This window comes from Ruegeria hyattellae (genome assembly GCF_041537925.1).
GTDB lineage: Bacteria > Pseudomonadota > Alphaproteobacteria > Rhodobacterales > Rhodobacteraceae > Ruegeria_C.
The window spans coordinates 370,708-392,819 of sequence record NZ_JBGOSH010000001.1; the positions used below are offsets into that span (position 1 = coordinate 370,708).

Annotated in this window: 18 protein-coding genes; 15 read left to right on the top strand and 3 right to left on the bottom strand. The window is 60.1% G+C overall.

Annotated elements, in window-relative coordinates:
- Positions 1–42: 42 nt before the first annotated feature.
- Genes AB1E33_RS01805 through AB1E33_RS01830 form a run of 6 tightly spaced genes read left to right on the top strand, consistent with a single transcriptional unit; the run spans position 43 to position 6,621 of the window.
- Positions 43–918, top strand: a complete 876-nt coding sequence (locus AB1E33_RS01805) for a branched-chain amino acid ABC transporter permease (RefSeq protein WP_372575541.1) — start codon at positions 43–45, stop codon at positions 916–918.
- A gap of 5 nt (positions 919–923) precedes the next feature.
- Positions 924–2,021, top strand: a complete 1,098-nt coding sequence (locus AB1E33_RS01810; RefSeq protein ID WP_372575542.1) for a branched-chain amino acid ABC transporter permease — start codon at positions 924–926, stop codon at positions 2,019–2,021.
- Positions 2,018–2,782: an ABC transporter ATP-binding protein gene (locus tag AB1E33_RS01815; protein WP_372575543.1), complete on the top strand. Its 765-nt coding sequence runs from the start codon at positions 2,018–2,020 to the stop codon at positions 2,780–2,782. Before AB1E33_RS01810 ends, AB1E33_RS01815 begins: the two co-directional genes overlap by 4 nt.
- Complete coding sequence (locus AB1E33_RS01820; protein WP_372575544.1) at positions 2,779–3,552, top strand: ABC transporter ATP-binding protein; 774 nt, start codon at positions 2,779–2,781, stop codon at positions 3,550–3,552. Before AB1E33_RS01815 ends, AB1E33_RS01820 begins: the two co-directional genes overlap by 4 nt.
- A 5-nt stretch (positions 3,553–3,557) precedes the next feature.
- The gene (locus tag AB1E33_RS01825; RefSeq protein ID WP_372575545.1) at positions 3,558–5,444 is read left to right on the top strand and encodes an AMP-dependent synthetase/ligase; all 1,887 of its coding nucleotides are present in this window, start codon (positions 3,558–3,560) and stop codon (positions 5,442–5,444) included.
- A 22-nt stretch (positions 5,445–5,466) separates the two neighbouring features.
- On the top strand, positions 5,467–6,621 hold the full coding sequence (locus AB1E33_RS01830; protein WP_372575546.1) for an ABC transporter substrate-binding protein: 1,155 nt from the start codon (positions 5,467–5,469) through the stop codon (positions 6,619–6,621).
- Between the two features lie 53 nt (positions 6,622–6,674).
- Here the strand turns inward: AB1E33_RS01830 and pbfA are convergent, their stop codons facing one another.
- Positions 6,675–8,051, bottom strand: coding sequence for a (R)-1-hydroxy-2-aminoethylphosphonate ammonia-lyase (gene pbfA, locus AB1E33_RS01835; RefSeq protein ID WP_372575547.1), 1,377 nt, complete (start codon positions 8,049–8,051; stop codon positions 6,675–6,677).
- A gap of 136 nt (positions 8,052–8,187) precedes the next feature.
- Here pbfA and AB1E33_RS01840 point away from each other — a divergent pair, with 136 nt between their 5' ends.
- The 9 genes from AB1E33_RS01840 to AB1E33_RS01880 all read left to right on the top strand — a co-directional run bounded on the left by AB1E33_RS01840 (position 8,188) and on the right by AB1E33_RS01880 (position 20,285).
- A complete protein-coding gene (locus tag AB1E33_RS01840) occupies positions 8,188–8,421 on the top strand; it encodes a hypothetical protein (RefSeq protein WP_372575548.1) in 234 nt (77 codons plus the stop codon).
- Between the two features lie 348 nt (positions 8,422–8,769).
- Positions 8,770–10,806, top strand: a complete 2,037-nt coding sequence (locus AB1E33_RS01845; protein ID WP_372575549.1) for an ABC transporter substrate-binding protein — start codon at positions 8,770–8,772, stop codon at positions 10,804–10,806.
- 124 nt (positions 10,807–10,930) lie between these two features.
- Entirely contained in the window at positions 10,931–11,935 is a 1,005-nt protein-coding gene (locus AB1E33_RS01850) for an ABC transporter permease (RefSeq protein WP_372575550.1), read from the top strand.
- Between the two features lie 5 nt (positions 11,936–11,940).
- Positions 11,941–13,089, top strand: a complete 1,149-nt coding sequence (locus AB1E33_RS01855) for an ABC transporter permease (RefSeq protein WP_372575551.1) — start codon at positions 11,941–11,943, stop codon at positions 13,087–13,089.
- Positions 13,086–14,096 carry an ABC transporter ATP-binding protein gene (locus tag AB1E33_RS01860; RefSeq protein WP_372575552.1) on the top strand — a complete coding sequence of 337 codons (1,011 nt, stop codon included), beginning with the start codon at positions 13,086–13,088 and terminating at the stop codon, positions 14,094–14,096. The genes AB1E33_RS01855 and AB1E33_RS01860 overlap by 4 nt, the downstream gene beginning before the upstream one ends.
- Positions 14,093–15,097 carry an ABC transporter ATP-binding protein gene (locus tag AB1E33_RS01865; RefSeq protein ID WP_372575553.1) on the top strand — a complete coding sequence of 335 codons (1,005 nt, stop codon included), beginning with the start codon at positions 14,093–14,095 and terminating at the stop codon, positions 15,095–15,097. Before AB1E33_RS01860 ends, AB1E33_RS01865 begins: the two co-directional genes overlap by 4 nt.
- Positions 15,098–15,233: 136 nt before the next feature.
- Positions 15,234–17,126: a PhoX family protein gene (locus AB1E33_RS01870; protein ID WP_372575554.1), complete on the top strand. Its 1,893-nt coding sequence runs from the start codon at positions 15,234–15,236 to the stop codon at positions 17,124–17,126.
- Between the two features lie 186 nt (positions 17,127–17,312).
- On the top strand, positions 17,313–19,952 hold the full coding sequence (gene mprF, locus AB1E33_RS01875) for a bifunctional lysylphosphatidylglycerol flippase/synthetase MprF (RefSeq protein WP_372575555.1): 2,640 nt from the start codon (positions 17,313–17,315) through the stop codon (positions 19,950–19,952).
- A 12-nt stretch (positions 19,953–19,964) separates the two neighbouring features.
- Positions 19,965–20,285, top strand: a complete 321-nt coding sequence (locus AB1E33_RS01880) for a YidH family protein (protein WP_372575556.1) — start codon at positions 19,965–19,967, stop codon at positions 20,283–20,285.
- Positions 20,286–20,398: 113 nt separating this feature from the next.
- Here AB1E33_RS01880 and AB1E33_RS01885 read toward each other — a convergent pair whose 3' ends face one another.
- Positions 20,399–21,232, bottom strand: coding sequence for a 3-oxoadipate:acetyl-CoA acetyltransferase (locus AB1E33_RS01885; protein WP_372575557.1), 834 nt, complete (start codon positions 21,230–21,232; stop codon positions 20,399–20,401).
- On the bottom strand, positions 21,229–22,110 hold the full coding sequence (locus AB1E33_RS01890) for an intradiol ring-cleavage dioxygenase (RefSeq protein WP_372575558.1): 882 nt from the start codon (positions 22,108–22,110) through the stop codon (positions 21,229–21,231). The genes AB1E33_RS01885 and AB1E33_RS01890 overlap by 4 nt, the downstream gene beginning before the upstream one ends.
- Between the last annotated feature and the right edge of the window lie 2 nt (positions 22,111–22,112).

A 22,112-nucleotide genomic window follows, 5' to 3' on the forward strand; every position in this document is an offset into this window, starting at 1 on the left:
CCGGCCCAACAAAACACGTCGTAGCGGCACGAGGAGGAACGTTTGGACAATCTGCAGCTGGTGATCAGTGGGCTGGCAAATGGCTGTGTCTATGGCCTGATCGCGCTGGGTTTCGTGCTGATCTACAAGGCGACCGAGGCGGTTAATTTCGCCCAGGGCGACATGATGATGCTGGGCGCCTTCGTCACGATCGGGTTAACCAATGCCGAATATATGGGTCTGCCATTCTGGGTGGCGGTCCCGATCTCACTGGGGCTGATGACGGGGTTTGGCGTTCTGCTCGACCGGTTGTTGATCCGGCGGATGTTCGGGGAGAGCCAGACCTCGGTGGTGATCCTGACCATCGCTCTAGGCTTTGTGATCCGCTTCGTGGCCGGGCTGATCTGGGGCCATGAGCCGCAAACGCTGCAAAACCCGTTGGCGGGCAAGGATATCCGCTTTGGCGGCCTCGTGCTGGGGTTGGAGGATGTGGCAGTGATCGTCGTCACCGTGTTACTAACCCTGTCTCTTTACCTGTTCTTCGCCCGCACCAAGCTGGGACTGGCAATGCAGGCAGCGTCGCAGAACCAATTGGCCGCGTATTATATGGGTATCCCGGTGAAAAGGGTGCAGGGCCTGATCTGGGGTCTTGCGGGCATGGTCGCTTGCGTTGCGGGCATCCTCTTTGCCGCCAAGGGCGCGGTTGACGCCAATTCCGGCCTGCTGGGCATCAAGGCCTTTGCGGCGGCGGTCATCGGCGGGTTCGGCAGCCTGCCGGGTGCTTTGGCGGGCGGGCTGATCGTTGGCTTGATCGAGCCCTTTGCCAGCCGCTACATCGCCGCAGGCTACAGCCAGATCGCGCCGTATGCGCTGGTGCTGCTGGTGCTTGTCGTGCGCCCGCACGGGCTGTTCTCGCAAATCCGCCTCAAGAAGGTCTGACGCCCATGCGGATCGTGTTCAAAACCAGCTATCTGCAGGATATCCGCCCCTGGAAGGACGGTTATCAGCTGTCGCTTTATCTGATCCTGCTGGCCCTCGCGCTTGCCGCGCCGCTGCTGCTGGATGATTTCTACCTGGGTGAGCTGACCAATGTGCTGATCTGGGCCATCGCGGGCATGGGTCTGATGGTGCTGACCGGACATACCGGTCAGGCCAGCCTGGGCCATGCCGCGTTTCTGGCGCTGGGCTGTTACGCCAATATCATCCTGCTGGAAAAGGGCCTGCCCTTTCTGCTGGCTTTTCCGATGGCTGGGTTGATCACCGGCGTGCTGGGCGTGATCATTGCCATCCCGGCCCTGCGGATGCATGGCATCTATCTGGCCATCGCCACGCTGGCACTATCGGTGCTGATGGATGACATCATCGTTCTGAGTGGGCCGCTGACCGGCGGTGTCGCAGGCAAGTTCGCCCCGCCCGTGAACGTCTTCGGGATCGAGATCGACCGTTGGGGGACCCCTCGCGCCTTCTACTGGCTCGTTTTCGCGGTCACGGTCATTGTGACGCTGGGCTATATCAACCTGCTGCGCGCGCCGCTGGGGCGCAGCTTTATTGCGGTGCGCGATAGCGAGGTTTCGGCCCAGGCGATAGGCGTGCATATCGCGCGCACCAAGGCGATGTCGTTTTTTCTGTCCTGCGCGGTGACCGGTCTGGCGGGGGCGCTGATGGGCCTCTTTGCGGGCGCGTTCAACAACGAGACATTCAGCGTCGTCATCTCGATCCAGCTTCTGATGATGATCGTGATCGGCGGGCTGGGTTCGATTCATGGCGCGTTTCTGGGGGCGGTCGTGATCGGCTTCCTGCCGCAGTTCCTGTCGATCAGCAAGGAGTGGGTTGGTGCCGTTGTGGGCGGCAATACCGTTGCGATTCCCGGTTTGGAATCAGGTATTTTCGGCCTGATCCTCATCTTTTTCGTACTCTTCGAGCCGATGGGCATATATGGCCGCTGGCTGAAAATCCGCACCTGGTTCGAGCTCTTTCCCTTCTATCGCCGCGACATGTTCAAACGCCAGAAATCCTACCTCAAGACGGAGCGCCTGCGATGAGCCTTCTGACGCTGGAAAACGTCACGCTGCGGTTCGGAGGGCTGACGGCGGTCGATGACCTCTCTTTCGCCGTCGAGCCGGGCGAGGTCTTTGCCATAGTCGGGCCCAACGGCGCCGGAAAATCGACCGTTTTCAACCTGATATCGCGGTTTTATGATCCTGTCTCCGGATCGATCCGGTTGGAGAATGAAGACCTTCTGGCGCACAAGTCCAGCGATGTCGCCAATCTGGGCATCGCCCGCACATTTCAGAACATCGAGCTCTTTGAACATGCCACCGTCCTGCAGAACCTGCTGGTCGGACGGCACCGCCATCGGCGCAGCACGATGCTGTCGGAATTGCTGTTCCTGCCCTCGGTCCGCCGCGCCGAGATCGAGAACCGCGAGAAGGTCGAAGAGATTATCGATTTCCTCGACCTGCAGCCCTATCGCGACAAGATGATCGCCGGGCTGCCCTATGGCGTACGCAAAGTGGTCGAGGTCGCCCGTGCGCTGGCAACCGATCCGCGCCTGTTGCTGCTGGATGAGCCTGCCTCGGGCCTGTCGGTCGAGGAAACCTCAGACATGCGCTGGTGGATCGAGGACATCCGGCGTCAGATGGGGATCACCGTGCTGATGGTGGAACATGACATGGGGTTGGTCTCGGGCGTTTCTGACCGGGTTCTAGCCATGGCTGATGGCGCAAGGTTAGCGCTTGGAACGCCGGCCGAAATGCAATCACACCCGGCGGTAATCGAGGCTTATCTGGGGCGTGCCTCATGAGCGATCCGATCCTCTCCGTCCGCAATGTGGAAAGCTATTACGGCCCGATCATGGCGATCCGCGGCGTGTCGATTGACGTCACCCAAGGCCGGATCGTCACCATTCTGGGCGCCAATGGCGCGGGCAAGACAACGCTCATGAAGACGATCTCAGGGGTGATGGACCCCGAAAAGGGCGCGATCACCTTCGAGGGTGACGAGATCCAGGGCCGCGAGCCGCATAAGATCGTCGAACGCGGCATCGTGCATGTGCCCGAGGGGCGCGAAGTTTTCCCCCTGCTTACGGTTGAGGAAAACCTGACCCTTGGCGCGTATACGCGACACGACAGGGTGCAGATCGATCGCGACCGTGAGCTCGTTTTCTCCTACTTCCCAATTCTGGCCGAGCGCCGCATGGCAGAGGCAGGCACGCTGTCTGGCGGGCAACAGCAGATGCTGGCTATTGGCCGGGGCCTGATGGCCGGGCCACGCCTGATGCTGCTGGACGAACCCTCGCTGGGCCTTTCACCTCGGTTGGTGCAAGACATTTTCGACATCCTCGCGCGGCTGAACCAAGAGCAAAACATGACCATCGTTCTGGTCGAACAGAACGCCGCCGCCGCGCTGGACCTGGCCGATGACGGCTATGTCATGGAGGTGGGCCGCATCGTGATGAGCGGCACCGCGCAGGACCTGAGCGCTTCGGACGACATCCAGAACTTTTATCTCGGCGTGCAGGAAGAAGGTGCGCGCGAGAACCGCCGCTGGAAACGGCGCAAAACGTGGAGGTGAGCAGAATGGATCCCACCGCCCTGCCCCCGCAGACCGAGATCAACGGGATCAGCGTCAACACTGATCCGGGTCATCGCCCGGTGCTGGTGGATGGCAACCTTACCATCGTCAACCTCTTTGCCAGCCGCTGCGCTGACCTTGGTCCCCGCACCGCCCATCGCGAAAAGGACATGGGGCTGTGGAAATCCTATAGCTGGGCGGATTACTGGACCCACGCCAAAAGGATCGGCCTCGCCCTGCGCAAGCTGGGGCTGAAACGCGGCGAGGTTGTCTCGATCCTCAGCGAGGACCGCAAGGAATGGGCCTGGCTGGATCTGGGCATTCAATGCGTGGGGGGCATCGCCTCGGGGGTCTACACCACCGATTCCGAGAAGCAGCTGTCCTACCTGCTGCGCGACAGCGGCAGCCGCTTTCTGATCGTCGAAAACGAAGAGCAACTGGACAAGTTCCTGCATATCGAGGGCGAGGTTCCCGACCTGCTGAAAGTCATCATCCTCGAAGATGAGGGCTTGCATGATCTAGACCATCCCAAATGCCTTATGATCGACGCGTTTTATGAGATCGGGCAGCAGGCCGAGGCGGCGCAGCCCGGCCAGTTCGAAGCTGAGATCGCCTTGGCCGAGCCGAGCGATATCGCCCTGCTAATTTACACCTCGGGCACCACCGGACCGCCCAAAGGCGCGATGCTGAGCCATGAAAACATCATGGCGGCGATCACCGCCGGTCTGCACGGGCTGCCCGGTCATGAAGATGACGAGCAGCTCTGTTTCCTGCCGCTGTGCCATATCCTTGAACGCGACGTGTCGATCTATTACCCGCTTGCCACCAAATGCACGGTCAACTTCGCCGAAAGCCCCGAGACGGTGTTTACCAACCTGCAAGAGGTTTCGCCCGCGACCTTCACCGCCGTGCCAAGGGTCTGGGAGAAGATCCACAGCCAGGTCACGATCCTAGTTAACGAAGCCACGCCGCTGGGCCGTGCCGCCTTTTCCGCCGCGCTGTCCGTGGGGATGAAGCGCGCCAACTATCTACTTGAAAATAAACCAGTTACCGTAGGTTTATCCCTGCGATTCAGGCTCTGGGATTTTCTGGTTCTGCGCAATCTTCGGCGGATGCTGGGCTTTGACCGGTTGCGGCGTGGCGGCTCGGGCGCGGCCCCGATCTCGCCTGAGCTGCTGCGCTGGTACTGGGCCATCGGCGTGCCCCTTATCGAAGGCTTCGGAATGACCGAAACCGCAGGCATCGCTACCGTCAACACGCTGGAGGCCAACCGCATCGGTACCATCGGACGCGTCGTGCCCGGGGCCGAGATCCGGATCTCGGAGCTCGGCGAGATCGAGACACGCGGGCTGAACATCTTCAAAGGCTATTGGCGGAACAATGAAAAGACCGCCGAGACCTTCACCGACGATGGCTGGTTGCGCACCGGCGACATGGGCCGGATCGACGAAGATGGCTTCGTCACCATCACCGGGCGGATGAAGGACATCCTGATCACGGCAGGCGGCAAGAACATCGCCCCGGCCGAGATCGAGAGCCGACTGAAATTCTCGCATTTCATCTCGGATGCGGTGGTGATCGGCGATGCGCGCAAATACCTGACGGCGCTGGTCATGATCGATCAGGACAATGTCGAGAAATACGCGCAGGAGCAGAAAGTGCCCTTCTCGGATTTCACCTCGCTCTGTGCGGCCTCCGAAGTGCACGCACTGATCGAACAGGAGGTGCGCCGCGCCAACGTCGATTTCGCCCGCGTCGAGCAGATCAAGGATTTCCGCATCATCGACGTGCTGCTGACCGCCGAGGATGAGGAGCTGACTGCCACGATGAAGCTCAAACGCGGCCAGGTGGAAAAGAACCATGGCGCGCTGATCGAAGAGATGTACCAATAGGGACAAAACCAGGGAGGACAATATGAAACGGATCATCGGAGGAATCGCCGCCAGCGTGCTCACTCTGGCCAGTGGCGCATGGGCCGATACGCAAGGCGTCAGCGATAACGAGGTCGTCATCGGCGCCGTCAACGACCTGAGCGGGATTTTTGCCGCCGTGGGGGTTCCGGCCACCAAGGGGGCCAACCTCTATTTCGACAAGGTAAATACCAATGGCGGCGTGCATGGCCGCACAATCCGCTATGTGGTCGAAGACAATGGCTATCAGATGCCCCGCGCGATGCAGGGCTATAACAAGCTGCTCAACCGCGACAAGGTCTTTGCCATGCTGCAAAGCCTCGGCACGCCGATGAACGTGGCCGGTTTCAAGCTGCTCGATCCCAAGGGCATCCCGAATGTGGCCCCTCTGTCGGCCGCGCGGCAGATGCTGCAGGAACCGATGGATAACAAGTTCACATCGTTCTCGACCTACTACGATCAAGCGCGCGTCGGCGTGAAGTATCTGGCGGAAAAGGATGGCGGGACCAAGGTCTGCAGCATGTATCTACCCACCGATTTCGGCAAGGAGATCCTGGAAGGCACGATGGCGGGCGCCGAGGAGGCCGGTATCGAGTTTGTCGCCGAAACCACCCATAAGCCTGACGAAACCGATTTCGTGGGCTCGCTGAGCAAGCTCAAGGAAGAGGGCTGCGATATCGTCTCCGTCGCGTTGGGTGTGCGGCAGGTAATCACCGTTGTGGGCACCGCCAAGAAGATGGGTCTGGACGACATGGATTTCCTGGGCACCTCTGCGAGTTTCCTGACCGTGGTGGCCGCTGTGCCCGGCGGCGTGACCGACGGTTTCCATGCAGCGGCCAGTTGGCAGGATCTCTGGGCGCGCGCCGATGAACCTGCACCGAATGCGTTTATCGAAGAATACAAGGCTGCCTATGGCGAGGATCCGGTGGGGTTTGCGATGCTGGGCTATGCCGCCGCCGACTTGATGGTCCGCGCACTTGAGGCCGCCGGGCCGGACCTGACACAGGAAGGGTTCATCGCCGCGATGGAGGGCCTCGATTACACCGATGATTTGGTCGGCAACCATATCGACTACAGCGCCGAGGACCATCAGGGAGCCAATTCCGTATATGTCTCGGTGGTCGAGGACGGCGTTTGGAATAAGGTCCACGAGGAGTAGGTTTGCTCCAACAAAGCGTCGCGAGGCTGGTTGATCGGCCTTGCGACGATCTCTTAGCCAGCACCAGATTCTAGTTCACAAGCCAATGCCCTAATCGTGTTTTCGACGATCCCAAGCGCCCGATCCAGATCCGCCACGTCAATGGTCAGCGGCGGTGACAGGGTCAGGACGTTTCCCGCACTGATCTTGAACGAAAGCCCTTGATCGAGGCAGGCATAGAAAATCCGCTCGGCCAGTTCGGGGGCCGCCTTCCGTGCCTCACGGTCTGAAACGATCTCGACCCCGAACATCAGGCCTCTGCCCCTGATATCTCCCACGATGGGGCAATCTCGCAGCGCCTCACGCAGCCGATCCAGTGCATGAACGCCCAGATGCTCGGCACGCTCGACCAGCCCCTCTTCCTCGATGATCTGCATGGTGGTCAGGGCGGCACGGGCGGTGACCGGGTTTTTTTCGTGGGTGTAATGCCCGATGGCAAAATCACCCACCACGTTCAGGTCGTCGCGCGCCAGCACCGCTGCAATCGGCAACACGCCTCCGCCCAAGGCTTTGCCCAGCGTCACGATATCGGGGGTGATCCCGTCATGCTCGAACGCAAAAAACCGCCCCGTTTTGCCCAGCCCGGTGGGGATTTCATCCATAATCAGCAGCGCCCCGTGGCGGTGACACGCCGCCTGCACCGCTTGCCAGTAACCCGCTGGCGGCACCACCGGCACCGCTCGCATCGGCTCGGCGATCACGGCGGCGACGTCGCCCTCGCGTTCCAGCGCGAACTCGACCATGCGCGCGCAGGCCAGCGCGCAGGCCTCCGGGCCGGGATGCCCGTAGGCACAGTGATAGCAGTTGAACGGCGCGACATGTTCCGCCCCCGGCAGCAGCGGGCCCGCCACATGGCTGCGGAACGTCGCCTCGCCCCCAACGCTGGAGGCGCCAAAGCCCGCGCCGTGGAACGCATCCCAGAAGCTGATCGTCTTGAACCGCCCGGTGGCGGCGCGCGCCAGACGCAGGGCGACTTCGTTTGCGTCAGATCCGCCGGTGGTGAACAGGACACGTGACAGCGCACCTGGCGCGATACTGCCCAGTTTTTCGGCCAGTTCGACCGAAACCTCGTTGGTGAACCGGCGCGGCGCGAAGGACAGTGTGTCCAGCTGCGCCTTGATCGCCGCTATTAGCCGGGGATGACCATAGCCGATGTGATGAACCGAGTTACCATGGAAATCCATGTAGCGCCGACCCGCCAGATCCTCGATCCAGATGCCTTCCGCTCTTGCGATGGTGGACAGGCAGGGGGTGGAGAGCGACTGATGCAGAAACGCATCCGCATCCCGCTGCAGCAGACCGCGTCCCGGATCATCTGGCTCACGCGCGCGCCATTGCTGCCCCGCCGGTGAAGTGTTCGACTCTCCTTCGGTGTGGCGCTGAACACTCATGGTCTGATCTCCGCTAATAGGCGTGCCCGTCCGGTGCCATGGCAGGCAACCGGTCGATAGCTGGCTCTGGTTCAGGATGGCTGTCGCGCTTCAACATGTAAAATCTATATAAGCTATCAGATGATAAGCAGGGCCGATGATTGATCCGCACGAGTTGGTTATGCAGGATCGAATCGGGTGGATGGTTTTTGGAACATTGCCCGAGCAAAAGCCTCGCATACGGGCTTTTTCGGGCAAATTCCAACATAATCCCACATTATCCCTCAATTCACTTGCTCCGACTCAGGCGAGCGAATTTTCTAAATTTGTCGCTATCAGCGAAGGAACCGACACGTCCGCCAATGGCTATGACCACCGCGAAACCGAATAAACGAAGGGAAATTCTCGTATTCCCGACAAAGCGTTGCGCAATCCGTATGGCTGGCGCTAAGGTTTTTCCATCGACGGTGCCGACACAAATCTGTCGCACTCGCGTGAAAAGAACGGGCTGTCTCGGAATGCGCGGTCGAAATCGACGCGGCGGCAATGGAACCGAACGGAGCAACGGGGGGTGTGTTTTGTTCAATCTCAGTACAGATCGTGCGGACCGCCGCAGGTCCATCCCGCATCGCGGGTGCGGCACTCTTGCCCAGGCGGAACCCTGTGCGACGCTGCGCAGCACAAGCGGCGCGGCGCAAACCAAAAACAAGTCTGACTACGTCCAACAACAGGAGACAACATGAAGAAGGTCCTACTTTCAGGCGCGGCAATCCTGCTGCCCGCCGCCGCCTACGCAAACTGCGCGGGCATCACCGTGGCCGACATGCAGGGCGTCGCGCCCGGCGCGTTTCCCCAGCAATATGAACTGGCCGAGTACGAAGCGGCCGCCGGCTGCACCATGGAATTTTCGACCAATCCGGAGATCGAGGCGCTGAACGGGCGTATCCAGGGCAATGGCGATCTGCCGCCGCTGGCCGACCGTCTGCCGAAAGAACCTCTGGTGATCGTGCCTTATGCCAGCGTCGGCAAATATGGCGGCGAGCTTGATGCACTGTCGAACGCGACCGAGGCGGGCACTTCGGACTTCCTGTCGACCCGCCATGTGAACCTGGTGCGCTATGCCGATGACCTGCAGACCATCGTGCCCAACATCGCCAAAAGCTGGGAGTGGAACGACGACTATACGCAGCTGACCTTCCACCTGCGCGAAGGCCATAAATGGTCCGACGGTGCGCCGTTCACCTCGGCGGATGTAAAATTCTGGTACGACAACCTCGCGCTTGATCCCAATGTGATCGAAAAGCCCAAGGATTATGTTCTGGTCGGCGGCGAGCGGATGACGGTGGACACGCCAGACGAAACCACCGTTGTCTTCAACCTGCCCTCGCCCAAGCCGGGTCTGGTCAACCACTTTGCGATCTCGTTTGCGCAAGGCTTCCAGCCCAAGCATTTCATGGGCCAGTTCCACCCGGATGTCGATGAAAACGCCGATGCCAACGCGCAGGCGCTGGGATTCGAAAACGGCTATGACGCGATCAAGGCCTATTACGGCAGCTCGGACTGGACCGACACGCCCAGCCCCATGCTGTCGAACCCGGACAAGGTCGAAAGCCTGCCCAAGGCAACGCATCCAACGCTTGAAAGCCATATCTACGTCACCGACACGACCGAAGGCCGTTATCTGGTCGCCAACCCCTATTTCCACATGGTGGACACGACTGGTCAGCAACTGCCCTATATCTCGGCGCAGGATGAGCTGTTTGCCAATGACAACGAGGTGCGCATCCTCAAACTGGTCAATGGCGAGGCGGATTACAAATCGCAATCCCTGACCCTGGCGGCGGCCCCGCTGCTGCTGGAGAACGCGGAAAAGAACAATTACTCGGTTCAGCTGAAACCAACTATCGCGATGCCGGCGTTTTCGTTCAACATGACCTCCGAGGACCCCGCCAAGCGCGAGGTGTTCGGCGATCTGAAGTTCCGCCAGGCGATGTCGGTTGCCATCAACCGCGACGAGTTGAACGAGGTCTCGTTCTTCGGTCAGGGTGAACCGAAGCAGTATATCGGCTTCTCGCCCACGCCGGATTTCGTCGATCCGGAACTGACCAAACACATGATCCAGTTCGATCCTGACATGGCCAATGCCCTGCTGGACGAGATTGGCATGGCCGATACCGATGGTGACGGGTTCCGCGAATTGCCCAATGGCGACAAGCTGGTACTGAACATGCAGTTCGCCACCCAGGGCATTGGCGGTGAAGTGGTGCAGCTTGTCGGCCAGAACTGGGCCGACGTGGGCATTCAGACCACGGTGAAAGAGGTCACCCCGGACGAGTATCGCTCGGCGCAATCCTCCAACCAGTTGGATGTCGGCATGTGGGAGAAAGGCCAGCCGGTCGCCATCGTACTTGGCAATAACGAACTGTTCGTGCCGCCTTTCGAGAACTATTTTGGTCACCGCACCGGGATGCTCTGGGCCGAATGGATCGACAGCGACGGGGCCTCGGGCGTCGAGCCTCCGCAGTGGGTCAAGGACATGGCCGCGGACGTGGCCGCCTTCCAGGGCGCAGTTCCCGGTTCGCCGGAACAGGCCGAGATCGGTGCGCGTCTGGCCAAATCGATGGCCGAGAACCTGCCCTTCATCGGGACAGTTCAGGCGCAGAACCTGATTTATCATCGCAATGCGCTGAAGAATGTGCCTGAATTCAAGACACAGTCCTACGAATACTACCGGACCTACCCGTACCTCGCACCGCAGTGGTGGCTGGACGAGTAAGCCGGTCAGGCGAAAAAAAACTGCGGTGGGCGGGTATCTCGCCCACCGCAAGACCCAAACCAGATAACAAGCGCCCGACCGCCAGCGATGTGGCAAAACCGGGGCGCAAGAACAGGGATTAGGCATGCTGGGCTTTATGCGGTTCGTAGCCACCCGCGCGACAATGGCGCTGGTGACGCTGGTGATCGTTTCGCTGGTTGTTTTCTCGCTCATGGAACTGGTGCCCGGCGATTGCGCCGAGCGGTATCTGGCATTCAAGAACACCCAAGGCTCCGGTATCTCGGTTGCCGATATCGAGGCTGAACGCGTTCGGTTGGGCCTTGACCGTCCGTTCCTGGAGCGCTGGGCCAGTTGGCTGGTCAACGCCTTCCGCGGAGATTTCGGCGATAGCTGCATCCTGCGACTCAACATCTCGCAGCTTCTGGGCGACAAGTTCTGGCTGAGCCTGTCGATCTGCCTGGCCTCGCTGGTGCTGGCCTATGCAATCGCCCTGCCGGTCGGCATCATCGCCGCCGCTTCGCATAACGCGGTCCTGAACAACGTCCTGCGCTTCGTCAGCTATCTGGGTCTGGCGATGCCGAACTTTTTGCTGGCGCTGATCATCATGCTGATCTCAACGGTCTATTTCGGCGATACTCTCACCGGGCTGTTCTCGGACCATTATCGAGACGCACCCTGGAGTTGGGGGAAATTCCTCGACATGCTCAGCCATGCCTGGCTACCGGTCTTCATTCTGGGCTGGTCGGCCACGGCCTTTGCGCTGCAGACGGTGCGGGCGTTGATGTCAGACGAAATCGGCAAACTATATGTCACCGCCGCCTCGGCGCGGGGGGTGCATGGGCGCAAGCTGCTGTGGCGATACCCGGCCCGGCATGCGCTGGGGCCCATCATCAATTCACTCGGCTTCGACCTGAACCGCATCTTCAACGAATTGCCCATCGTGGCGCTGATCCTAACGCTGACCGAAGCGGGGTCGTTGCTGATCGAAGCGCTGGCCCGGTCCAACGACCAGCAGCTTGCCGGTGCCATCATCTTCATGCTGACCGCCTCGATCGTGACGCTGAATTTCGCAACTGACGTGCTGCTCGCGGTTCTCGACCCGCGCGTCCGCAAGAGCATCATCCGGTGAGCGACATGACAACTGAAACCACAAACCCCGCCACCGATAGCGACCAGAAGGCCAAAGAGGCCTATTTCACCGCCTCGCAAGGCCAGTTGATCTGGGCGCGGTTCAAGAAACAGCGCAGCGCGATGATCGCCGCCTGGGTGCTGATCGGGCTGCTGCTCTCGGGGATCTTCGCCTCGTTCCTGTCGCCCTACGACCCGACGGTTGCGGGACGCGACAAGGATTATCTGAACGGTGCGCCGCAGCTGCCGCAATTCTGCGATGGCAATGGCTGCTCGTTGCGGCCCTTCATTCACCCGGTCGAGCGCGAGCGCTCGCTGGCGACTAACTTCCGCTGGGTGACCAAGGTGAACGAGGACAAACGTGTCTATTTCACCTTCATGCCCAAGGGCTGGGACTATAAGCTCTTCGGCCTGATCCCGATGGACCGGCATCTGTTCGGGGTCGAAGAGGGCTACGTGCACCTGTTCGGAACCGATGCCACCGGCAAGGACATCTTTTCGCGTACGCTGCATGCGATCTGGACCTCGATGCAGGTAGGCACGATCGGCGTGGTCATCGCCTTTGTGCTGGCGCTGATCATCGGCGGCATTTCGGGCTATTACGGCGGCTGGATCGACAGTTTCATACAGATGATCACCGATGCGGTCCGAACGGTGCCCGCCATTCCGCTGTTCATGGCCATCGCCGCTTTCATCCCGCAGGAATGGTCGGCCGAGACGCGGTTCTTCATCATATCCATGATCCTGGGACTGATCGGATGGCCCACCCTGGCGCGACGGGTCCGAACCCATCTGCTGACCGAGCGCAATCAGGAATATGTGCTGGCCGCGCAGCTCTGCGGTGCCTCGCCCGGCCATGTGATCCGACGTCACCTGTTGCCCAGCTTCACCAGCTATATCATCGTCGATCTGGTGATCTCGTTTCCCTACATGGTGCTCAGCGAAACCGCGCTCAGCTTTATTGGTCTGGGTCTGAAGGATCCGGTCAACTCGCTGGGCGTCATGCTGCAAAGCGTGACCTCGGCGGATGTGCTGCTGAACTACCAGTGGTATTTCATCCCCGTCATCTTCTTCATCGCGCTTGTGATGGCCTTCGTCTTTGTCGGCGACGGGCTCCGCGACGCCGCTGACCCCTATTCGGATAGCCACAAATGAGTTCCCTGATCGATGTCGAAAATCTGACGCTGCAATTCCGCACCGATGAGGGGCTGGTGACCGCGGTGGATGATGTGAGCTTTTCGCTGGCCAAGGGCGAGGTGATCGGGCTGGTGGGCGAAAGCGGGTCCGGCAAGTCGGTGACCGCCAAGTCGCTGATGCACCTGAATGCCCGCAACGCGGTCTATGCCCCGCAAAGCAAGATCACACTGCACACCGATGCCGGAGAGGTCGACGTGCTGTCGCTGCGCACCGCGCGCGAGTTGAACGTGGTGCGCGGCGGTGCGATCAGCATGATCTTTCAGGAACCGATGGCCTCGTTCGCGCCGGCCATCACGATCGGCAGCCAGATGATCGAACAGCTGCAGCTGCATGGCGACATGTCCAAGGCGCGGGCCAAGGAGATCTCGGTCGAGATGCTGGACCGCGTCGGCATCTCGGACCCGCATAAGCGTATCGACCAGTTCGCCTTCGAGCTTTCGGGCGGCATGCGGCAACGGGCGATGATCGCGATGGCGCTGTCGACGCAGCCCAAACTACTGATCGCGGACGAGCCGACAACGGCGCTGGACGTGACCATCCAGGCCCAGGTGATCGACCTGATGAAAGATCTGGTCAACGAATTCCACATGGGCATCATCTTCATCACCCATGATCTGGGCGTGGTGGCACAAACCGCCGACAAGGTCTGCGTCATGTATCTGGGCCGCATTGTCGAGGAAGGCCCGGTACGCGAAGTGATCCGCCACCCAAAGCATCCCTACACGCGCGGCCTGATCCACGCCCTGCCCCGGCTTGACGATCTGGAAGCGCCGCTGACGCCGGTGCCCGGTGACATCCCATCGCCGTTGGAGCGGCCTCCGGGTTGCGTGTTTCACACCCGCTGTCAGGAAATCCTGGGCGATGTCTGCAAAACCGCGCTGCCCCATGACACGCAATTGGATGCAACGCACCGGGTGGCATGCCACCTGCATGACACGCAGGACAAGAAGGAGGCCGGCGCATGAGCAACGATATCCTGATCTCGGCCGACCGGCTGACCGTTGGCTACCCGCTTGGCGGCAGCATTCTGCGCAAATCGGTGCTGAAGGCGGTGAACGAGGTTTCGGTCCATATTGAACGCGGCTCGTTCTTTGGTCTGGTGGGCGAAAGTGGGTCGGGCAAGACGACGCTGGGCCGCGCGCTGCTCAAGGCGGCACCAATCACCGGCGGCAGCGCCACCTATCGCGATGACGAAGTCCAGTATGATCTGGCCACGCTCGACGGGGCCGAGTTGAAGGATTACCGCAAGCGCGCGCAGCTGATCTTTCAGGACCCTTACGCGGCCCTGTCCCCGCGGATGACGGTGCGCGACATCATCGCCGAACCGCTCGAAGTCATGGGCCTGACCGCGTCGCGCCAGGAAACCGACGAACGCGTGCGCGAGATTGCGGCAAGATGCCGGTTGAACCTGGAACATCTGCGCCGCTTTCCGCATGCCTTTTCGGGCGGGCAGCGGCAGCGGATCTCTATCGCGCGGGCGCTGGTCTCAGGGCCGAAATTCGTGGTCGCCGACGAAAGCGTGGCGGCACTGGACGTGTCTATTCAGGCCGACGTGCTGAACCTGCTCAAAGATCTTCAGTCCGAATTGGGCCTGACCTTCATGTTCATCAGCCACGACCTGTCCGTGGTCGCCCATACCTGCGACCATGTGGCGGTGATGTATCTGGGTCGGCTGGTGGAAACCGCACCGACGCGCAAACTCTTTGCAATGCCCCGGCACCCCTATACCCGCGCGCTGTTTTCAGCGATCCCGTCGCTTGACCCCGATGATCACGGTACGGCGCAGAAGCTTGAGGGCGAGATTCCCTCGCCCCTGAATCAGCCGACCGGCTGCAAGTTCCATACCCGCTGCCCCAACGCCATCGACCGCTGCAAGTCCGAAGAACCGCAACTGGAGGATCCCGGCGACGGTCACGAAGTGTCCTGCCACCGCTGGCGCGAGTTGCTGGAGGCAGTTCCCGTATAAGCGGCATTTGCTAAAACAGGTACGACCGCGCGGCCTCGAAAGTTTTTTTGAGGCCGGGTCGGAGTTCTGGCTAAGTTTCAAATACCTGTCACATGACCACCTTACAGGTACAAGATATCAAGCTATGGAGCCAGATATGACCAAGATCGACCCGACCCAACTTTCTGCAGACGACTGGGACGAGGTGAACTTTCCCCGCCCCGAGGCAAACGATTTCGACCGCGTCGTCGAATGCGCGATCTCGCGCCGGGGTTTTCTGGGCGGTGTGTTGGCTTTTGGCTCTGGCGCGGCAGCGATGGGGGCCGGATTGATGTCCTCGACTTCGGCGCAGGCGCAAAATGCATCGCGGTTTGCCTTCACGCCAATAGCGATACAAACCGACAACAGCGTACACGTGCCCGAGGGCTATAGCTGGAAAGTTGTCGCACGCTGGGGTGATCCGCTGTTCTCGGATGCGGATGGCTATGACATCACCGATGGCGGGGTCGTCGAGAAATCCGACCGTATCTTTGGTGAAAACACCGACGGCATGTTCACCTTCGATCACAATGGTCACCAGCTGATCGCGATCAACCATGAATATCCCAATACCAAGATCAACCTGCCCGCCGCGCAGGAGCGCAAGCCTGTCAGCGCCGACGATGTGCGCAAGCTGCAGAACCTCCAGGGCGTCACGGTCATGGAGATCACCGAAACGCCCGAAGGCTGGACCGTGGTCAAGGACAGCCCCTTCAACCGCCGCATCCATCACAACACACCGATGAAGATCGTTGGCCCCGCCGCCGGTCACGACCTGCTCAAGACCGAGGCCGACCCAACTGGCACCACCTCGCTGGGCACGATGAACAATTGCGGCGCGGGCAAGACACCATGGGGGACCTATCTGACCTGCGAAGAGAATTTTAACGGGTATTTCGGTTCGACCGATGAGGCGGCCAGTTATGACCAGACGGTCGCTGACGGCTTCAAGCGGTATGGCGTGAAGGCAGAGAGCTGGAACGGCTATGAAGCGTTCGATCCGCGCTTTGACACGTCCAAGACCCCCAATGAGCCGCACCGCGTCGGCTGGATTGTCGAGATCGACCCGACCGATCCTGAAAGCACCCCGGTCAAACACACCGGGCTGGGCCGGTTCAAGCATGAGAATGCCGCCGTTGCGATCGCACCCGATGGTCGGGTCGTGGTCTATATGGGTGACGATGAACGGGGCGAATACCTGTACAAATTCGTCTCGAACGGGGTCTATCAACCGGGCGGCCCGACCGAAAATTTGTTTAATTTCGGAACGCTTTACGCGGCGAAGTTCAACGATGACCAGACCGGCGAGTGGCTGGCACTCACGCCTGAGAGCACCGGGATGGAGCCTGCCGATATCGCGATCTTCACCCGCATGGCTGCGTCCAAGGTAGGCGGCACCACCATGGACCGTCCCGAATGGGTCGCAACAAGCCCGGTCGCGGTTGAAGCCTATGCTTGCCTGACCAACAACAAGAACCGCGGTGTGAAGCCCAATGCAGGCGGCGACGATACCTCGGCCAATCCGGTGAACCCGCGTGAGACAAACCATTATGGCCAGATTGTGCGTTGGCGTCCGGCAAATGACGACCATGCCGCCGACGGGTTCGATTGGGACCTCTATGTGATGGCGGGCAACCCGACCGTGCATAACGACGCCTATGCCGGGTCCGCAAACGTGAACGAAGGCAACCTGTTCAACTCGCCTGACGGCATGGCCATCGACTCGACCGGACTGGTCTGGATCCAGACCGACGGCGACGACGGAAACGAGGGCGATTTCGTGGGCAACGGCAACAACCAGATGCTGGTCGGCGACCCGGTGACGGGCGAGATCGTGCGCTTTCTGACCGGCCCGAGCGGCTGCGAGGTCACTGGCCTGACCTGGTCGGACGACCTGCGCACAATGTTCGTTGGCATCCAGCACCCCGGTGGCACCTGGCCCGATGGCGAAGGCTTGCCGCGCTCGTCGATCATTGCGGTCAAGCGCGACGATAACGGCATCCTCGGCTGATCCTGACTCGCACAACAGACAGGACAGCGCCGCCTCACGGGGCGGCGCTGTTGCTTTTGAGAGGTCGCCAAGGGCACGAAACGTGTTCTTTTACGTTTTCATTTGTTGGAACTTTGTCTTTGCCCGGCCCAACAGACCTGTATGCTCCACCAGAGCAGAACCGGGCTGCGCCAATGCAAGCCGGGAATGAGGATCGACCCGCATATGACCGCCGAACAGGACACCGCCGACAACGAACAGGACAAGGAACCGTCTGCCCCGGCCGAGTTACTGACCAAATTGCTGCATCATCCGCTGACAAAGATTGTGCTTCCGATTCTTGTCACGGGCATTGCGCTCTTTGCGCTGCATGACCTGTCAGCGCGGGTGTCCTGGTCGGATGTGAAATCGGATATCAGCGATACTCCCTGGCGGATCTTCCTTGCGGCCATTGGCTGGACAGCGGTCAGCTATTTCAGCCTGTCTTTTTATGACATCTTCGCGGTGCGCAGCGTAGCTGACGGCAAGGTCCCTGCGCATATTGCGGGCATGGCTGGGGCCAGCGGTTACGCGGTTTCGAACTTTCTGGGCTTTTCCTATGTCACCGGCACTGCGGTACGCTACCGCATCTATGCTTCTCTGGGGCTGGATCTGGAGCGGGTGGCCGGTGTCATCGCCACCTCCTGGGTGGCGTTCTGGATGGGGCTCACGCTGATCTTCGGCGGGCTCATGGCCCTGCATCCGCAGGGTCTGTCGACGGTGATCCCGCTGAACAACACGACCGAGACGCTGATCGGTGCGGTACTGCTCTGCGGGCTATTGTCGCTTTTTGCCTGGCTCGCACTGGGCGCGCGGCGGCTGGCCGTGGCTGGGTTCGGGTTTGACCTGCCCAGTTTCCGCCTGGCCCTGCTGCTGACGTTGGCGGCCATTGGCGACATATTAGGCGTAACCATGACGCTCTATGTGCTGATGCCCAGCGATCTGGCGGTTGGCTTTCCCTTCTTCTTCACCGTGGTCATTGCCGCCATCGCACTGGGTGTGCTGAGCCATGCCCCCGGCGGGCTTGGGGTCTTTGAGGCGACGGTCATTGCCGGGCTTGGCGCGGCGGGCCGTTCCGATGTGCTGGCCGCGCTGGTGCTGTACCGGCTGATCTACACGTTGATGCCCTTTGCCGTCGCCTGTTGCGGCATCGCGCTGGTCTGGACCGTGGCGCGGCGGCGGGCCGTCGGCTCGGCGGCAACCGTCGCCTATCGTATCGTCAAACCCATCGTCCCCATTGCGGCGGCGGCGGTGACCATGTTCGCGGGTATCATCCTGCTGGTGTCGGGCACCCTGCCCGCCGACAATGAAAGCATGCGCATCCTGCGCTCGATTCTGCCGCTGTCGCTGATTGAGGCCTCGCATCTGATCGGCAGCATCACCGGGCTGTTGCTGATCCTGATTTCGCGCGGGCTTTACCGCAAACTCTACCGGGCCTGGATGGTGGCGATGATCCTGATGGGCGTCGGCTTTGTCGCCTCCCTCAGCAAGGGGCTGGACGTGCGTGAGGCGATCAGCATGCTGCTGACCATCGGCTTTCTGGGCCTGTTCCGGGGGGCGTTTTATCGCGTGGCCGGTGCCTCGATCTTCCGGCTGAACGTGCCGTGGTTTGTCAGCATCGTGGCCCTGCTGGCGGCGGTGTTCTGGGTTGGCCTCTTTGCCTATTCCCATGTCGAATACCAAAGCGATCTGTGGTGGGATTTTGCCTGGAATGCTGACGCCTCGCGGTTCCTGCGCTCCAGCCTTGTGGTGGCGCTGATCCTAGCGGCCATTGCGCTGAACTCGCTGCTCAGCCAGCGGATGCCGGATCAGCGCAGCTTCGAGGTGCCGCAGGTGGTGCATGATCTGGCCATGGGCAGCGAGGATACCGAAGCGCTGATCTGCCTGACGGGTGATAAACAATTCCTGATCGCCGAGAATGAAAGCGCCTTTCTGGCCTATGCCGATACCGGCGCATCGCTGATCAGCAAGGGCGAACCGGTGGGTGACGAAGAAGCCGGCAAGCAGCTGATCTGGCAGTTGCGCGAAAAGGCCGACAAGGAAGGCAAACGCTGCGCCTTCTACAGCGTCTCGCCGCGCTACCTGCCGACCTTCCTTGATCTGGGCCTGTCGATCCTGAAGATCGGCGAGGTCGCGCGCGCCGATCTGACCGGCTTCACGCTGGACGGCAAGCCCAAGAAAGGCTTCCGCCAGGCCCGCAATCGGGCCGAGCGCGAGGGGTATGAGTTCGATATCATTGCAAAGGAAGACCTTGCCCCCGCCCTGCCCGAGCTCAAAGCCGTCTCGGATCTGTGGCTGGCTAACAAACAGGGCGAAGAGAAAGGCTTCTCACTGGGTGGGTTCAGCGAGGCGTATCTGCTGAACTTCGATCATGCGGTGCTGCGCGAGGGCGAGAGCGGCAAGATCGTGGCCTTTGCCAACCTGTTCCAGGGTGCCAACAAGAGCGAGTTGTCGCTCGACCTGATGCGCTATGACCCTGACAGCGCCAGCTTTATCATGGATGCACTCTTTGCCGAGATGATGCTATGGGGGGCACAACAGGGGTTTCACTGGTTCTCACTGGGCGCGGCGCCCTTCTCCGGGATCGAGAACCGCCAGCTTGCCTCGCTGTGGAACCGGATCGGCGGCTTTGTCTATGAGCATGGCGAGCAGTTCTATCATTTCGAGGGGCTGCGCACCTTCAAGCAGAAATTCGACCCGGTCTGGAGCCCGAACTATCTGGCCAGCCCCGGCGGTCTGGCAGCACCCCGCATCCTTTATGAGATCAACGTGCTGGTCTCGGGTGGGTTGCGGGGCCTGACGAAATAGGAGCGTGTGTCGATGATCGACAGCTATCGTGAACATGCCTCGAACGAGCGGACCTTTCTGGCATGGGTCCGTACGGTGATCGCCATTATCGGCTTTGGACTGGTGGCGACGCGGTTCAACGATCAGGCCACAACATACTGGACCGAAGTGCTGATGATGGGGGCCGGTGCGCTGGTTCTTATGCTCGCTTACATCCGCATGCGCCGCATGCACCGCCGGATCGCCAGCAAAAAGCCCACCGACGATTACGAAGATTCCGCCGACGTCTTCCTGCTGGTTTTGGTGGCGTCGCTCTTTACCCTGCTGGGGGCGTTTGTGATGCACGTTTATTGACTATCATTCGCCGACAGAAGCGGTCCCTTGGCGACGCGAGTTATTTGATGGCATCGCGGACAGACCTGTAGTTGCGAAAAGCGTTCTCAACGTCGGTTCTTGCAGAATTCTGATCAAGTTGGATTTAAGCCAATTATGCTTCGGGCCTGCGTACATGTCGCAACAGGGCGCATGTTTCGTTCGCATATTTCGGCTACCTTGCGGACCAGAGCGGCATTTGAAGGCGCAAGCGTCGTCTTGTTGAGCCTCACGTTGTCTTCAAGACCCGTGCGAGCGTGACCACCGGATGAAATGGCCCACTCGTTCAGAACGATCTGCGCCGCACCGATGCCCGCCGCGCACCATGGAGCGTCTTGGCCAAACAGGCGTTTGACGGTTTCTACATAGAAATCAAAGACGCGTCGATCAGCAGGCATTGCGTTTTTCACCCCCATAACGAACTGCATATAGGGCGTTTCGGCGATCAGGCCTTCTTCATGCATCGCAGCGGCCTTGAGGATGTGAGACAGGTCGAACGCCTCGATTTCTGGCTTGATCCGGTAGGCCTTCATCTCAGATGCAAGCCAGTTTACCAGCTCCGGCGGGTTCTCATAAACCCGCGTTGGAAAGTTGTTCGACCCGACAGAGAGAGATGCCATGTCAGGCCTGAGCGATAGCATGCCACCACGTGTCTTGCCGGCACCCGAGCGTCCCCCGGTGGAAAACTGGATGATCATGCCGGGGCAGTGTTTCTTCAGTCCCTCTTTGAGTGCTGCAAATTTGTCGGGATCGCTGGAGGGCGTTTGATCGTCATTGCGCACATGAGCGTGGACGATTGACGCCCCGGCTTCAAATGCCTCATGGGTGCTTTCGATCTGTTCGGATACGTTGACGGGCACTGCCGGGTTATCAGCCTTGATCGGCAGAGACCCGGTTATTGCCACGCAGATAATGCAAGGTGTGGTCATGACGCGGGAGCGAGAACAAAGTCATGCTCCACCTCGTAGAACGGGCCTTCGGGGTGCTCCTTTGCAATCCTGTCCGGGTCTTCAATCAGATCGAACTTGGCCAACAGGCTTTCTTTCACACCAAAGACCGCGTCGGAGTGGATGTATTCATCATCAGGGTCAAATATGTGTGTAATCAGGGTCTCGTAACCCTCCGCTTCCAAGATGTAATGCAGATGGGCAGGCCGATAGGGATGACGTCCAAGACTTCCTAGCAGCTTGCCAACAGGGCCGTCGTCAGGGATCGGATAAAAACGTGGTTTCGCGCCCCAAAACATATAAGTTCCGTCATCGCCGGTTCGGAACACACCGCGCAAGTTGAAATCAGGTTGTATCCCCTTCTGTTGGACATCGTAAAAGCCATCATCATTGGTTTGCCATACGTCGATCTTTACATTCGACAAGGGCTGGCCTTCGGTGTTGAGGATGCGCCCCTTGATCTGCATCGGATGCCCCTTGCCATCAAGACATATGTTCGATCCCATTGGCAACTCAGGCACATCGGGCACATGGAATGGTCCCAGTACCGTTGATTCTGACGCGCCAGATGGTTTGCGGTTGTTGATGGCGTCCACCAGCATCGACACACCAAGGATGTCGCTGAGCAATATACACTCTTGACGCCAGTCGTCGGACTTGTGACCCGTCTCGGTCAGGAATTTAATCGCGGCAAGCCACTCTTCCTGCGTAGGCTCAATTTCCTTGACCGCAGCATGCAAGTGGCGGGTAATCGCGCCTACAACTTCTGCGAGGCGTGGGTCAGTTGTTTCGGCGATCCGGCTGATCACAACATCAGCGGAGTTCTCTTCCGTAAAGTAACCTTTGTTCGCTTCCGTCATAT